Here is a 13,625-nt window from a genome sequence, read left to right on the forward strand (position 1 = left end):
GTCCGGCAGAGCTGGACTTTTGATGACGCAAGCGCGGCTTGCGTCTGGATTGAATGGAAATTCTGTGAATTTCAAAATGGGAGCGTGGAGATACAAGAATGAAAAAAGCGTATTTACTGCTCGCGGATGGCACCCTGTTCGAGGGGTATTCCGTCGGCTACGAGGGACAGAGCATCGGCGAGGTCGTTTTCAACACCGGCATGGCCGGCTATCAGGAGGTGCTGACCGACCCCTCCTACTACGGCCAGGTCGTCACCATGACCTACCCGCTGATCGGCAACTACGGCATCAATTTTGAGGATTACGAGTCCCGCAAGAGCTGGGTCTCGGGCTTTATCATGCGCGAGATCGCGGAGCATCCCTCCAACTGGCGCTGCCGCCTGACGCTGGACGAATACCTCAAGGAGCAGAAGGTCGTCGGCCTGGCGGGTATCGACACCCGCCGCTTGACCCGCAAGCTGCGCGGCGAGGGCGTCATGAACGGCGTGATCTACACCGAGGGCTTCGAGCCGGACGAGCAGGCCGTCGCGGCGATGAAGGCTTATGTCGTCAAAGACGCGGTGAGGGCTGTAACCTGTGAGGAAAGCCGCACCTATCCCGCCGAGGGTGAGCAGAAGTACCGTATCGCGCTGTACGACTACGGCGTGAAGTACAATATCGAGCGCGAGCTGCAAAAGCGTGGCTGCGAGGTCGTCACCATTCCGGCGCTCACCCCGCCCGAGGAGGTCGTGGGCAGGTTTGACGGCGTGATGCTCTCCAACGGCCCCGGGGATCCCGCGGAAAACGTTGAGATTATCGCTAACCTGAAAAAGCTTCTGGAAAGCAATATCCCGATCTTCGGCATCTGCCTGGGCCACCAGCTTTTGAGCCTGGCCATCGGCGCAGAGACCTGCAAGCTCAAGTATGGCCACCGCGGCGTCAACCATCCGGTCAAGGACCTGGACGCGGACCGCACCTATATCACCAGCCAAAACCACGGCTACGCGGTTGTGGGCGGAAGCGTCGATCCGGCGGTCGCCCGCGTGCGCTATGTCAACCTTAACGACGGCACGGTCGAGGGCGTGGAGCACGTCGGCCGGCCAGTGTTTACCGTGCAGTACCATCCTGAGGTATGCCCGGGCCCGATGGACACCTCCTATCTGTTTGACAAATTCATCAAAAACATCGAAAAGGCGAAAGGGGGCGCTCAGTAATGCCGCTTCGTAAGGATATTCACAAGGTAATGGTGCTGGGCTCCGGCCCGATCGTCATCGGCCAGGCGGCCGAGTTCGACTACGCGGGCACGCAGGCCTGCCGCGCGCTGCGCGAGGAGGGTCTGGAGGTCGTGCTCGTCAACTCCAACCCCGCGACCATCATGACCGACAAGGCCATGGCGGACAAGGTCTACATCGAGCCCATGACCGTCGAAGCCGTGCAGCAGATCATCAAGAAGGAGCGCCCGGACTCCCTGCTGCCCAACCTCGGCGGCCAGACCGGCCTCAACCTCGCCATGGAACTGTGCGAGAGCGGCTTCCTCGACCAGATGGGGGTCAAGCTGCTGGGCGCCAAGCCGGACACCATCGCCAAGGCGGAGGACCGCCAGATGTTCAAGGACACGATGGAGAAGATCGGTGAGCCGTGCATCGCCTCCAAGGTCGTGCATACGGTGGAGGACGCGGTTGAATTCACCCGCGAGATCGGCCTGCCGGTCATCATCCGTCCGGCGTATACCCTCGGCGGCACGGGCGGCGGCATCGCCTACACCTGGGACGAACTGCGCGAGATCGCCGCGACCGGTATCATGTACTCCCGCGTGGATGAGATCCTGGTCGAGAAGTGCATCACCGGCTGGAAAGAGATCGAATATGAGGTCATGCGCGATGCCAAGGGCAACGCCATCACCATCTGCAACATGGAAAACGTCGATCCGGTGGGCGTACACACGGGCGACTCGGTCGTCGTCGCGCCCAGTCAGACCCTGTGCGACAAGGAATATCAGATGCTGCGCACCTCTGCGCTTAACATCATCACCGAGTTAGGGATAGAGGGCGGCTGCAATGTGCAGTTCGCGCTGCATCCGACCTCGTTCGAGTACGCGGTCATCGAGGTCAACCCCCGCGTATCGCGCTCGTCCGCGCTGGCCTCCAAGGCCACCGGCTACCCGATCGCCAAGGTGACGGCCAAGATTGCGGTCGGCTACGGCCTGGACGAGATCGAGAACGCCGTGACTAAAAAAACCAAGGCCTGTTTCGAGCCGACCATCGACTACTGCGTGGTCAAGTTCCCGCGCTGGCCGTTCGACAAGTTCGTGTATGCGGACAATACGCTTGGCACCCAGATGAAGGCCACCGGCGAGGTCATGGCCATCGACAACAGCTTTGAGGGCGCGCTGATGAAGGCCGTGCGCGGCTGCGAGATCAAGCTGGACAGCATGATCGTCCCGCGCATCCGGCAACAGACCGACGCGGAGGTCAAAAAGGGCGTGGCCCGCACGGACGACCAGCGCCTGTTCCACATCTGCGAGGCGCTGCGCCGCGGCATCATGACCATTGAGGAGATCCACGAGGTCACCACGATGGACACCTTCTTCCTGCACAAGTTCCAGAACATCATCGACACCGAAAAGGCGCTCGCTACGGCGGACGCGGTCGACGCGGCGCTGTACCTGCGCGCCAAGAAGATGGGCTTCCTCGACAAGACGATTGAGCAGCTTTCCGGCAAGGATATTTCCGCGGTAAAGCGCCTGCCGGTCTATAAGATGGTGGACACCTGCGCGGCCGAGTTCGAGGCCGAAACCCCGTACTACTACTCCACCTACGACGAGGAGAGCGAGGTCAAGCCCGCCTCCGGCAAGAAAAAGGTGCTGGTGCTCGGCTCCGGCCCCATCCGTATCGGCCAGGGCATCGAGTTCGACTACTGCTCGGTACACGCGGTCTGGGCCCTGCAAAAGCTCGGCTGTGAAACCGTTATCATCAATAACAATCCGGAAACCGTGTCCACCGACTTCGACACGGCCGACCGCCTGTATTTCGAGCCGCTCACGCCCGAGGACGTGACCGGCGTGGCCGCGGCCGAGAAGCCGGACTTTGCCATCGTGCAGTTCGGCGGGCAGACCGCCATCAATCTGGCCGCGCATATCGAAAAGCTGGGCATCCCGATCCTCGGCACACCCGCATGGAGCATCGACGCAGCCGAGGACCGCGAGAAGTTCGACGTGATCCTGGAGAAGTGCGGCATCCCGCGTCCGGCGGGCCATACGGTCATGACCGAGGAGGAGGCTGTCAAGGCGGCGGACGAGCTGGGTTATCCGGTGCTCGTGCGCCCGTCCTACGTTCTCGGCGGTCAGGGCATGGAGATCGCCTACAAGGAGGAGGACGTGCGCGAGTTTATGCAGGTTATCTCCCGCAACAAGGTCGAGAATCCGGTGCTGGTCGATAAATACATGATGGGCCGCGAGATCGAGGTGGACGCCATCTGCGACGGCGACGACATCCTCATCCCAGGCATCATGGAGCACTTTGAGCGCGCGGGTGTACACTCGGGCGACTCGATCTCCATTTACCCCTCCATCAACATCGAGCAGAAGCACAAGGACACCATCATCCGCTACACCGAGGCGCTGGCCAAAAACTTGGCCGTACTCGGCCTGGTCAACATCCAGTTCGTGCTGTATAACGATCAGGTTTATGTCATTGAGGTCAACCCGCGCTCCTCGCGCACCGTGCCGTATATCTCCAAAGTCACGGGCGTACCCATGGTCGATCTGGCCACCCGCTGCATGTTCGGGGAAAAGCTGCGCGACATGGGCTGCGGCACCGGCCTGCATCCGGAGAGCGATCACTACGCGGTCAAGGTGCCGGTGTTCTCCTTCCAGAAGCTGCGCGACCTGGACACCCAGCTCGGGCCGGAAATGAAATCCACCGGCGAGGTGCTGGGCGTGTCCACCTCGTTCCGCGAGGCGCTGCTTAAGGGCCTGACCGGCGCGGGCTTCCAGATGAAGAAAAAGGGCGCGGTGCTCATTTCCGTGCGCGATTCGGACAAGCAGGAGGCCATCCGCATCGGCGAGCGGTTCGAGTCCCTCGGCTTTGACATCTACGCCACCAGCGGTACGGCCAACGTCCTCAACCGCCACATGGTCGCGACCAACGCCATCCGCAACGTGGACGAGCCATCCCCCAACATCATCGACCTGATCGAGTCCGGCAAGATCGACTATGTAATCGCCACCTCGGTCAAGGGCCGCCATCCGGAGCTTGGCTCGGTGCATATCCGCCGCACCGCGGTCGAGCGCGCCATCCCCTGCCTGACCTCGATCGACACCGCCTCCGCGCTGCTGCGCTGCCTGGAGGGCGATGTGAAGATCGAAAACTGTGAGATGGTGGATATTAACAAAATCTGAGGCTGTATTGTATAGAAAAAGCACCGGAAACACGCTTTCCGGTGCTTTTTGTCTGGGAAAATGCTTTACAGGGTGGATTCTGAGGCGGCAGGCCTGCGATGCAGGATGTCAACACCAGCAGGATGGCGGCCGCAGCAGTCAGCGCGCCCGTTGCCTTTGCGTCCATATGTGCACCTCCCTTTTGTGCTTCCAGCATAGCAGAAAGCCTGCTCCGCGGCAACCGAGATACAGAAGAAGGGCGCTCTACCAGCGGTAGAATGCCCCTCCAAAGTGTGTCAATCCACGCAGATGCGCTTGAACATACGGTAATGCAGGCCGTTTTCGTCCCGATATTCGCCGTGCTGCTCGAAAGCGAATTTGCGGTAGAAGCCCTGCGCGCGGGCGTTGTGCTCGGCCGCATGCGCGCATAAGTACGTCTTGCCGAGTGCGCGGTATACGCTGATTGCCTGGCCGAGGATCTGCCCGCTCAGGCCGCGGCCGCGATAGCGTTCGTCGATGCAGAAGCCGCCGACCAGCCCTATGTCCGGCTCGTCGTCATACCAGGTCTTGAGGTAGACCAAGGCGGCTTCCTCACCGCTTTCCAGACAGCCGAAGCAGCACGCGCGCGGGCTGACCCGCTGGGCGCGCGCCACGTCCGCCAGCAGCGCGTCCGGATCGAGATTCGCGTCCGTGCCGTAGGCGTTCCGGTGCAGCTCGCGCAGGAAAGCGACGATCTTGCCTGCGTCGCCCGCGTCCATCGGGTCGGCGCGGCGGAACCAGAGCTGCGGCGTTTCCGGCACGCCCTTGTTGTCCTTCCAGCCGATAGCGGCAAAAGTGGAAAGGCGCTCCGGCAGGTGGGAGGCGTCGTTCTCGTACACCACCGCGAGCCGATCCGGCCCGTCGAATTCAAATTTCGCCACGCAGGTGTTGTCGCCCCAGCCGATCTCGCCCATCTGCTCGGGCGTGAAGCTGTGCGCGATGGTCAGCGCGCCGCGGATGGCCGAGCCGTGGGTAACGACCGCGATCGTGCCGCCCTCGTGCTGCCGCACCAGCCCGCGCACCCCGTCCAGCATGCGCTGACCGGCCTGTAGCACGCTTTCGCCGTGCGGCGGGCGCGCGTCCCACGGGCGGGCGCGCCAGACCGCATATTCCTCCGGCCAAATGCGCGGCAGCTCGGCCCAAGGGAGGTCCTCCCAGTCGCCCATGTCGATCTCGCGCAGCACGGGGCGGAGCTCCACGTTCAGCCCGTGTGGCTGGGCGACCGCCTTGGCGGTTGTGCGCGCGCGGAACAGGTCGGAGGCGTACACCGCGTCCAGCGGCACGCCCTCGAAGCGTTTGGCCAGACAGGGGAGCTGCTCGTAGGCGCGCGGGGTGAGCAGGCTGTCATACTGCCCGTGACAGCGGCGGTAGACGTTGCCTTCGGCCTCCGCGTGGCGGATCAGGTAAACCGTGGTCATAGCTCACGCCTCGACCGCGCCGGACAGCTCGCGGACGGATTTCACACCATGCGCGTCCATCCACGCCTCCAGCTCCTGAAGCGCCTTGACCGGCGCCAGCGGGTCGGCAAACAGCACCGTACCCATCGCGACCGCGTCCGCGCCCGCGAGCAGCATCTCCACGATATCGCGTCCCGTACGGATACCGCCCATGCCGAGGATCGGCACGTCCACCGCCCGGCGCACCTGGTACACCATGCGCACCGCGACCGGAAATACCGCCGGTCCGGACAGGCCGCCCATCACGTTGGACAGGATGGGCCTTCTGGTTTCGATGTCAATACGCATGCCCAGCAGGGTGTTGATGAGCGAAAGCGCGTCCGCGCCCGCGGCCACCGCCGCGCGCGCGATCTCGGTGATATCGGTCACGTTCGGGCTGAGCTTGACGATCAGCGGCTTTTTCGCCTTGCGCTTCGCCGCGGAGACGACCTCCTCGACCATCGCGGGCTGGGTGCCGAACGCCATGCCGCCGCACTTGACGTTCGGGCAGGAGATATTCATTTCGATCAGGTCCACGTCCGCGTCCGAGATCTTTTCCACCATGCCCTCGTATTCCTCGACTGTGCTGCCGGACACGTTGGCGATGATCGCGGTGTCATACCGCCGCAGGAACGGGATCTGCTCCGCGATGAAGCGGTCGATGCCCGGGTTCTGCAGGCCCACGCAGTTCAAAATGCCCGATGGGGTTTCCGCGATGCGGGGCGCGGGGTTGCCCAGGCGCTCGGTCGGGGTCAGGCCCTTGACGCCGATACCACCAAGCGTGGACAGGTCGAAAAATTCGCCGTACTCGTGCCCGAAGCCAAACGTGCCGGACGCGGTCGTGAGCGGGTTTTTCAGCTCCACGCCGCAGAAATTGACTCTCAGATCCGCCATTACCACGCGACCTCCTTTGCGTCGAACACCGGCCCGTCCTTGCAGACGTGGCCGTATCGGGTTTCACCGTTTTCCGCCTTGAGCGCGCACGCGCATACCAAGCACGCGCCGATGCCGCAGCCCATGCGCTCCTCCATCGAGACCTGGCAGGGCAGGCCTGCGTCCTCTGCGAGCGCGGCGATGGCCTTCAGCATGGGCTTGGGGCCGCAGGCGGCCACACCGGTCGCGCCCGCGAGCAGCTCTTTCAATACGTCGGTCACAAAGCCGTGGCGGGCATAGGAGCCGTCGTCGGTCGTGACAAAGGTTTCGCAGACGGCCTGGAAATCTGCCTCAAGGATGACCGCGCCCCGATTGCGGAAGCCCAGCACCGCGCGCGGCTGTGCGCCCGCGTCCTTTGCGGCTTTCGCGGTCTGCAGCATGGGCGGCACGCCGATGCCGCCGCCGATCAGCACCGGCTTTGCGCCGAGCGCGGCCACGCCGAACCCGTGGCCGAGCGGGCCGAGTACGTCCAGCACATCGCCGGCCTGCCGCGCGGCGAGCCACTTCGTCCCCTCGCCCTTAGTCTGGAACACGACGCGCAGCGCATCGCCCTGCCAGCCGCAGATCGAGATCGGTCGGCGCAGCAGGTTGCCCTCGCCGCACGCGATATGCACGAACTGGCCGCACTGTGCCTGTGCGCAGATGGCGGGCGCGTGCATCGTGAGGGCATATAACCCCTCGCCCAGCCGCGTATTGGCCACGACCCGGCAGTTTTCCTGTATTGACATAACATATCCCCCTTCTGGTGGTTTTACGCTTCATGTTCCTATTGTACAGGAAAAACGCGGAAAAGGAAAGACAATGCGGGAACTTTCCCGCGCGCGCCGTTTTCATCCGGTCAGGCCGAGCAGGACGGCAAGGAGGGAGAGCAGCGCCAGTCCGGCGAGGTTGGCGGCGGCGAACACGGCCAGAAAGCGCGGCAGCGAGGCGCCCTCGGCGCGTAAGTACAGCTTGAGCGAGATCAGGCTGGCAAGCGAGGCGATCGGCGTACCCAGCCCGCCGACGTTCACGCCCGCCAGCAGGGCCTGCCAGTTGCCCGTAAAGCCGGAGAGCAGTACGGCGGCGGGTACGTTGCTGATTACCTGGCTGGCGGCGAGCGAGGTCCAGTAGGAGCTGCGCCCCATCAGCAGCTCGAGCGCGCCGCGCACAGGCTCGATGCGGCCCATGTTGCCCGCGAAGATGAAAAAGCACACGAACGTCGCGAGCAGCGCGTAATCCACCTGGGCGAACAGCCCGCGCGCAAACAGCAGCAGGCACAGCAGGACGACGCCGGTCAGGACGCCGTAATGCAGCACATGCACCACGGACAGCAGGCACAGCACGAACAGCAGGCACAGCAGGACGAACAGGCGTGGCTGTGTGATGGACTCGCGGCGCGGGAAAGCGATTTCGATTGTTTCGCCCGGCGTGGCGAGCGCGGCCGCGGACAACGCCAGCAGACTGGCTGCGGCCAGCGGCAGGACGACGGACAGGAACGAGCGGAAAGACAGCGTGTAATACGAGCACAGAAACAGGTTCTGCGGGTTTCCGACCGGTGTCGCCATGCTGCCCAGGTTCGCCGCGAGCGTTTGCAGCACCACCACGCGGACGAGCGCCTCCGTCCTGCTGATGCGGCCGAGTACCAGCACGGTGAACGGGACGAAAGTGAGCAGCGCCACATCGTTGGTAATCAGCATGGAGCAGAAGAACGGCAGCAGCGTCAGCACAAGGTAGAGCAGGCGAAGCTGCTTCCGGCCGGACAGCAGGCGCTGGGAAAGCACCTGGAACAGGCCGCATTGCTGCAGGCCGGCCACCACCGCCATCAGGCAGAACAGCAGGCACAGCACGCGCAGGTCGATATAGCCGGCATAGCCCGCGTCCGGCGGCACGGCCAGCATGGACAGGGCCGCGCAGAGCAGCGCGATGGACAGCACCGCCTCCCGCCGCAGGAAGGCGCAAAGGCGCGTCGGAAGAGAATGCACAACATTTTCCCTCTTTCTCATTTCTCTGATACAGGTGCGGAATGGATGCAAAAAACGGCAGGTATTGCGTGAGCAATACCTGCCGTTTCCGTCAAGCAGAAAAGCGGCTTACTTGAGCTCGACCTTGGCGCCGGCAGCCTCCAGCTTCTCCTTGATCTCGTTCGCCTCAGCCTCCGGAGCGGCCTCCTTGATGGTCTGCGGAGCGGAATCAACCTTCTCCTTGGCTTCCTTCAGGCCCAGGCCGGTGATCTCGCGGACAACCTTGATTACGTTGATCTTGGAGGAGCCAGCCTCAACCAGAACAACGTCGAAATCGGTCTTGGCCTCGGCAGCCGCAGCGCCGTCAGCCGCGCCGCCGCCAACGCCGGCAACAGCAACAGGCGTAGCGGAAACGCCAAATTCTTCTTCCAGAGCCTTTACCAGCTCAGAGAGCTCCATAACCTTGAGCTCTTTTACAGCATCCATAATCTCCTGAACAGTCATGGGATAAACCTCCATTATAAGTGATTTGTCAATGATTTTTTAATTATTCCGCAGCGGGAGCTTCCTCCGCAGCCGGAGCCTTCGCGGCGACCAGCTCGGCCACCTTCATCTCCTCGTTGCCCTCCGCCTTTTTAACAATAGCGTCGCAGGCAATAGCAAGCTGCATAATGGGGAAATTGAAGCTGTACAGAACCTGCGCGACAAGGACTTCCTTGCTCGGCATGTTGGCCAGCTTCTTCACCTCGTCCGTGTCGATTACCTTTCCTTCCAGGTAACCGGCCTTGATGGTGAAGTTCTCGTGGGTCTTGGCGAAGTCGCCCAGGATCTTCGCGGGCGCGATCACGTCCTCGGACGTGGAGATCGCCAGCGCGGAAGTACCGTTCAGGTGTTCGTCCAGCGCGTCGAAGCCCAGCTCCTTGGCGGCAAAGCGGATCAGGGTGTTCTTGATGACCATATACTCAACGCCCGCTTCGCGGAGCTGGCGGCGGAGCTTGGTGTCATCCTCAACGTTGATGCCCTTGTAATCCACCAGGACGCCGGCGGGAGAATTCTTGATCTTCTCCACCAGGGAAGCGACCAGAGCTTTCTTTTCCTCCAGAACCTTTGCATTCGGCATCTTAATTCACCTCCTAAAAAATAAAAGTACCCTCCCGGTGCAAAGACACAGGGAGGGTACACAGAAAACCTCATAAAGGATCCTAAAAAATCCGTTCCGTGTTGACCTCGGCGGGCGGCGGGGAACGCCATTAAAGCCATGCGGCTGCCAGCTGTCTTTGACCAAGCTCATATATTATATCCGAAAAGCGCGGTGCTGTCAAGGGGATTTAAAATAAAAATCATCCGAAAGTTCGGGCCTGCGCAGCTCGTCCAGATATTCCTCGTACTCCTCGCGGGGGGTGAGGTCCCTGCGCCGGAAATAGCCGCAGGCGTCCTCGTCAAAGCGCACGGGGCGGGCAACATCGAAGTCAACGCACAAGCCGTAATCAGTTTCGTAATAGTCTTCCATATTTTCGTGATAGAGGAACAGCGTCTGATAATACCTGCAGTCCTTGCAGCGGAAGTCGTTTCGGTTGCGCATAGAATATCCCCTCCTTGCTCAAAGTATACACTATATAATGACTATTTGCAACCAATTACATTAAACTTATTGCATCGGTATAATAGTAGGCAGGAGGGCGCTATTATGGCTGAACCGTACTTGAAATATAGAAAACGTTTTACTTCATCGCTGAAAAATGAGCTGGTTCCTCTGTTTGATGGCTTGGCACAGCAGACGCGGATTCCCAAATCTCGGTTGCTGGACGAAGCCATCGAGGACCTGCTCAAGAAATACCATTATGAAATCCCCGAAAAATAAAAAGCGCGCCGTATGGCGCGCTTTTTGCATCCCTGTGGGTCGGTTATGCCGCAATGGGGCTTAGCCCATCATCTTCGCCGCGTTCACCTTGACGCCCGGCCCCATGGTGGAGGCCACGACGCAGGAGCGGATATACTGGCCCTTGGCCGCGGCCGGCTTGGCCTTGATGATCGCGCCCATGAGCGCGTCAAAGTTATCCTGCAGCTTTTCCGCGCCGAAGGACGCCTTGCCGATCGGGCAGTGGATGATGTTGGTCTTGTCCAGACGGTACTCGATCTTACCGGCCTTGGACTCCTGAACGGCTTTGGCAACGTCCATGGAAACCGTACCCGCCTTCGGGTTCGGCATCAGGCCCTTGGGGCCGAGCACGCGGCCCAGGCGGCCGACAACGCCCATCATGTCCGGCGTGGCGATAACCACGTCAAACTCAAAGAAGTTCTCCTTCTGGATGCGCTCCATCAGGTCCTCCGCGCCTACGATATCGGCGCCGGCGGCCAGCGCCTCGTCCGCCTTGGGGCCCTTGGCGAAAACAGCGACGCGCACGTTCTTGCCGGTGCCGTGCGGCAGCACAATCGCGCCGCGCACCTGCTGGTCCGCGTGGCGGGAGTCAACGCCCAGCTTGACGTGCAGCTCGATGGTTTCGTCGAACTTGGCCTTTGCGGTCGAAATAACGGTGGAGAGCGCCTCGGACGGATCGTACAGACGGGTGCGGTCGATCGTCTTTGCGCTGTCTACATACTTTTTACCTTTATGCACAATAAATCCTCCTTAAGTGGTAATGCGGGAATAGGCTAAACCTAACCCTCCCACTTTGACCGGCGCCTGCAAAAAGCGCGGTCAAAATCCATTCAGCTTATTCTTAAATTATTCCTCGACGGTAATGCCCATCGAGCGCGCGGTACCCGCGATCATGCTCATCGCGGCTTCCAGGGAAGCGGCGTTCAGGTCGGGCATCTTGGTCTCCGCGATCTTCTGGCAGTCCGCCTTGGAAAGCTTGGCGACCTTGGTCTTGTTCGGTACAGCCGAACCGGATTCGATGCCGCAGGCCTTCTTGATGAGGACCGGCGCCGGCGGGGTCTTGGTGATGAAGCTGAACGAACGGTCCGCGTAGACCGTGATGATAACCGGAATAATCATGCCGGCATCGTTCTTGGTGCGCTCGTTGAATTCCTTGGTAAAGGCCATGATGTTAACGCCATGCTGGCCGAGGGCCGGACCGACCGGGGGAGCCGGGGTCGCCTTGCCCGCGGGAATCTGGAGCTTGATATAACCTACTACTTTCTGTGCCATGTCGAAAGGTTCCTCCTTCAAAAAATGTGGTGGCTGGCGAGTATGCGTTCATACTCTCCCACTTGCCGTGAAAACGGAACGTGCGTTCCGGTGGATCACTCCTCGAGTGTTTCCACCTGGTCGAGCTCAAGCTCGACAGGGGTTTCGCGCCCGAACATGGAAACCGTGACGTTTACCCTGTTCTTGTCCGGCTCAAGGGCCGAAACGACGCCGATAAAGCCGGCCAGCGGCCCGTCGATGACGCGCACACTGTCGCCCACTGCGTAGTTGACCTCGATCTCGCGCTTCTCCACGCCCATCGCGGCGATCTCGTCCTCGGTCAGCGGGATCGGCTTGGAGCCGCCGGACTTGTCCTGTCCGACAAAGCCGGTACAGCCGCGCGTGTTGCGGACCAGGTACCAGGTTTCGTCGGTCATGACCATCTTGACGAGCACATAGCCCGGGAAGAGCTTGCGCTCGACCTCGCGGCTTTTCCCGTCCTTGACCTCGGTGACGGTCTCGGTCGGGATGTTGACCGCGGGGATCAGGTCGTGCAGCTTGCGGTTTTCGACCGCTTTTTCGATCGAAGAGGCTACCTTGTTTTCGTAGCCGGAGTATGTGTGGACCACATACCATTTTGCAGCGTCTGACATAAATGCCTCCTTTTAGGCGGCGAAATGCGTAAGCAGCGTCTGGATGCCGAGATTGAATACGAGGTCAAGGATCCAGATAAAGATACCGATGACGATAACGCAGGCGATAACGACAAGCGTATTGTTCACTGTCTGCTGGCGGGTGGGCCAGACGATCTTGCGGCACTCGCTTTTCAGTTCGCGGAACCACTTGCCAATCCGTGCAAAGAGACTGGGCTTCTTAACCTTGGTTTCTTCAGCCATGAAGCTACTTCCTTTCTCTTACTTCGTCTCGCGGTGCAGCGTGTGCTTCCGGCAGAAACGGCAGTACTTGTTCATTTCCAGACGGTCCGGATCGTTCTTCTTGTTCTTGTTCGTGTCATAGTTCCTTTGCTTGCACTCCGTGCAGGCGAGCGTAATCTTAACGCGCATAAATAACGGCACCTCCTTTTAATATTTCGCCCCATCCCATACCCCTGCGGCATGGGCGCGGGACTGTTTGCCTCCCTTTGCCAGTGTTCCGGCGCCATTTTCCGAGACACGCGAAAAATGGGCGCAAAAAAAGAACCTGCATAGGTTCTTTCAGTATAGCATGGGGGTGGTGGGCGGTCAAGGTTTTTTTGCGAAAAAGTGCTGAAATTTTTATGTTTTTATGATATACTGAGTTTAACCACAAGATATAGGAGTATACATATGCGTATTTTGGGCGTCGATTACGGCGACGCGCGTACCGGCCTTTCGGTTTCCGACCCATCGGGCTTTCTGGCCGGCTCGCCGAGCGTCATCCACGAATGGAATTATGAAAGGCTGGTGGACCGGCTGGTGGCATTTGTCGCGGAAAACAGGATCGAGGAGATCGTGCTGGGCTGGCCGAAAAACATGGACGGCACGGCGGGGCCGCGCGCGGAAAAGTGCGAGGCACTGGCGCGCACGCTGGAGGAGCGCACCGGCCGGCCGGTGACGCTCTGGGACGAGCGGCGCACCACGGTCGCCGCGCACGATATCCTGCACCAGAGCGGCAAAAAGAGCAAAAAGCACCGCGAGAGTGTGGACGCGGTCGCCGCGTCGCTGATCCTGCAGGGCTATCTGGATTTCAGACGCCGGCAGCAACAGGCCGGCGGCAGGCGGGAGGAATAAAAAGGGGAGGGCAGCCCGGCG

At 60.9% G+C, this 13,625-nt stretch carries 16 protein-coding genes and 1 other annotated feature; of the genes, 4 read left to right on the forward strand and 12 right to left on the reverse strand.

What is annotated here, in order from left to right:
* Positions 1-98: 98 nt before the first annotated feature.
* Both DBQ51_RS09550 and carB read left to right on the forward strand, forming a co-directional pair.
* Entirely contained in the window at positions 99-1,193 is a 1,095-nt protein-coding gene (locus tag DBQ51_RS09550) for a carbamoyl phosphate synthase small subunit (protein WP_054326524.1), read from the forward strand.
* On the forward strand, positions 1,193-4,378 hold the full coding sequence (carB, locus tag DBQ51_RS09555) for a carbamoyl-phosphate synthase large subunit (RefSeq protein WP_107631407.1): 3,186 nt from the start codon (positions 1,193-1,195) through the stop codon (positions 4,376-4,378). Before DBQ51_RS09550 ends, carB begins: the two co-directional genes overlap by 1 nt.
* A gap of 275 nt (positions 4,379-4,653) precedes the next feature.
* Here carB and DBQ51_RS09565 read toward each other — a convergent pair whose 3' ends face one another.
* The 7 genes from DBQ51_RS09565 to DBQ51_RS09595 all read right to left on the reverse strand — a co-directional run bounded on the left by DBQ51_RS09565 (position 4,654) and on the right by DBQ51_RS09595 (position 10,287).
* Positions 4,654-5,814: a bifunctional histidine phosphatase family protein/GNAT family N-acetyltransferase gene (locus DBQ51_RS09565; RefSeq protein WP_054326522.1), complete on the reverse strand. Its 1,161-nt coding sequence runs from the start codon at positions 5,812-5,814 to the stop codon at positions 4,654-4,656.
* Between the two features lie 3 nt (positions 5,815-5,817).
* Positions 5,818-6,726, reverse strand: coding sequence for a dihydroorotate dehydrogenase (locus DBQ51_RS09570; protein WP_107631409.1), 909 nt, complete (start codon positions 6,724-6,726; stop codon positions 5,818-5,820).
* Positions 6,726-7,493 (reverse strand): dihydroorotate dehydrogenase electron transfer subunit, encoded by a 768-nt coding sequence (locus tag DBQ51_RS09575; protein ID WP_054326520.1) that lies wholly within the window; start codon positions 7,491-7,493, stop codon positions 6,726-6,728. Before DBQ51_RS09575 ends, DBQ51_RS09570 begins: the two co-directional genes overlap by 1 nt.
* Before the next feature lie 102 nt (positions 7,494-7,595).
* Positions 7,596-8,726 (reverse strand): SLC13 family permease, encoded by a 1,131-nt coding sequence (locus tag DBQ51_RS09580; protein ID WP_242977887.1) that lies wholly within the window; start codon positions 8,724-8,726, stop codon positions 7,596-7,598.
* A gap of 108 nt (positions 8,727-8,834) precedes the next feature.
* Positions 8,835-9,209, reverse strand: coding sequence for a 50S ribosomal protein L7/L12 (rplL, locus tag DBQ51_RS09585; protein ID WP_054326518.1), 375 nt, complete (start codon positions 9,207-9,209; stop codon positions 8,835-8,837).
* A 43-nt stretch (positions 9,210-9,252) separates the two neighbouring features.
* Positions 9,253-9,825, reverse strand: coding sequence for a 50S ribosomal protein L10 (gene rplJ, locus DBQ51_RS09590; RefSeq protein ID WP_107631411.1), 573 nt, complete (start codon positions 9,823-9,825; stop codon positions 9,253-9,255).
* An 11-nt stretch (positions 9,826-9,836) separates the two neighbouring features.
* Positions 9,837-10,004: a sequence feature (ribosomal protein L10 leader region), on the reverse strand.
* A 19-nt stretch (positions 10,005-10,023) separates the two neighbouring features.
* Complete coding sequence (locus tag DBQ51_RS09595; RefSeq protein ID WP_107631412.1) at positions 10,024-10,287, reverse strand: hypothetical protein; 264 nt, start codon at positions 10,285-10,287, stop codon at positions 10,024-10,026.
* A 105-nt stretch (positions 10,288-10,392) separates the two neighbouring features.
* Between DBQ51_RS09595 and DBQ51_RS09600 the strand changes: the two genes are divergently transcribed.
* The gene (locus DBQ51_RS09600; RefSeq protein WP_107631413.1) at positions 10,393-10,566 is read left to right on the forward strand and encodes a ribbon-helix-helix domain-containing protein; all 174 of its coding nucleotides are present in this window, start codon (positions 10,393-10,395) and stop codon (positions 10,564-10,566) included.
* A 60-nt stretch (positions 10,567-10,626) separates the two neighbouring features.
* On the opposite strand, the gene rplA is transcribed toward DBQ51_RS09600, so the two are convergent.
* The 5 genes from rplA to rpmG all read right to left on the reverse strand — a co-directional run bounded on the left by rplA (position 10,627) and on the right by rpmG (position 12,899).
* Positions 10,627-11,322 carry a 50S ribosomal protein L1 gene (rplA, locus tag DBQ51_RS09605; RefSeq protein WP_107631414.1) on the reverse strand — a complete coding sequence of 232 codons (696 nt, stop codon included), beginning with the start codon at positions 11,320-11,322 and terminating at the stop codon, positions 10,627-10,629.
* 108 nt (positions 11,323-11,430) lie between these two features.
* Positions 11,431-11,856 (reverse strand): 50S ribosomal protein L11, encoded by a 426-nt coding sequence (gene rplK, locus DBQ51_RS09610; protein ID WP_054326515.1) that lies wholly within the window; start codon positions 11,854-11,856, stop codon positions 11,431-11,433.
* A gap of 95 nt (positions 11,857-11,951) precedes the next feature.
* Positions 11,952-12,488 carry a transcription termination/antitermination protein NusG gene (nusG, locus tag DBQ51_RS09615; RefSeq protein WP_054326514.1) on the reverse strand — a complete coding sequence of 179 codons (537 nt, stop codon included), beginning with the start codon at positions 12,486-12,488 and terminating at the stop codon, positions 11,952-11,954.
* A 12-nt stretch (positions 12,489-12,500) separates the two neighbouring features.
* Positions 12,501-12,731, reverse strand: coding sequence for a preprotein translocase subunit SecE (gene secE, locus DBQ51_RS09620; protein WP_107631415.1), 231 nt, complete (start codon positions 12,729-12,731; stop codon positions 12,501-12,503).
* Between the two features lie 18 nt (positions 12,732-12,749).
* Positions 12,750-12,899, reverse strand: a complete 150-nt coding sequence (gene rpmG, locus DBQ51_RS09625; protein WP_054326512.1) for a 50S ribosomal protein L33 — start codon at positions 12,897-12,899, stop codon at positions 12,750-12,752.
* Between the two features lie 261 nt (positions 12,900-13,160).
* Here rpmG and ruvX point away from each other — a divergent pair, with 261 nt between their 5' ends.
* On the forward strand, positions 13,161-13,604 hold the full coding sequence (gene ruvX, locus DBQ51_RS09630) for a Holliday junction resolvase RuvX (RefSeq protein ID WP_054326511.1): 444 nt from the start codon (positions 13,161-13,163) through the stop codon (positions 13,602-13,604).
* Positions 13,605-13,625 lie beyond the last annotated feature (21 nt).

The organism is Agathobaculum massiliense, assembly GCF_900291975.1.
In the GTDB taxonomy this organism is placed as follows: Bacteria; Bacillota; Clostridia; order Oscillospirales; family Butyricicoccaceae; genus Agathobaculum; species Agathobaculum ammoniilyticum.

Coding starts and splice junctions, on each gene's coding strand:
- DBQ51_RS09550 (WP_054326524.1), top strand. CDS start 99: ATGAAAAAAGCGTATTTACTGCTCGCGGATGGCACCCTGTTCGAGGGG.
- carB (WP_107631407.1), top strand. CDS start 1,193: ATGCCGCTTCGTAAGGATATTCACAAGGTAATGGTGCTGGGCTCCGGC.
- DBQ51_RS09565 (WP_054326522.1), bottom strand. CDS start 5,814: ATGACCACGGTTTACCTGATCCGCCACGCGGAGGCCGAAGGCAACGTC.
- DBQ51_RS09570 (WP_107631409.1), bottom strand. CDS start 6,726: ATGGCGGATCTGAGAGTCAATTTCTGCGGCGTGGAGCTGAAAAACCCG.
- DBQ51_RS09575 (WP_054326520.1), bottom strand. CDS start 7,493: ATGTCAATACAGGAAAACTGCCGGGTCGTGGCCAATACGCGGCTGGGC.
- rplL (WP_054326518.1), bottom strand. CDS start 9,209: ATGACTGTTCAGGAGATTATGGATGCTGTAAAAGAGCTCAAGGTTATG.
- rplJ (WP_107631411.1), bottom strand. CDS start 9,825: ATGCCGAATGCAAAGGTTCTGGAGGAAAAGAAAGCTCTGGTCGCTTCC.
- DBQ51_RS09595 (WP_107631412.1), bottom strand. CDS start 10,287: ATGCGCAACCGAAACGACTTCCGCTGCAAGGACTGCAGGTATTATCAG.
- DBQ51_RS09600 (WP_107631413.1), top strand. CDS start 10,393: ATGGCTGAACCGTACTTGAAATATAGAAAACGTTTTACTTCATCGCTG.
- rplK (WP_054326515.1), bottom strand. CDS start 11,856: ATGGCACAGAAAGTAGTAGGTTATATCAAGCTCCAGATTCCCGCGGGC.
- nusG (WP_054326514.1), bottom strand. CDS start 12,488: ATGTCAGACGCTGCAAAATGGTATGTGGTCCACACATACTCCGGCTAC.
- secE (WP_107631415.1), bottom strand. CDS start 12,731: ATGGCTGAAGAAACCAAGGTTAAGAAGCCCAGTCTCTTTGCACGGATT.
- rpmG (WP_054326512.1), bottom strand. CDS start 12,899: ATGCGCGTTAAGATTACGCTCGCCTGCACGGAGTGCAAGCAAAGGAAC.
- ruvX (WP_054326511.1), top strand. CDS start 13,161: ATGCGTATTTTGGGCGTCGATTACGGCGACGCGCGTACCGGCCTTTCG.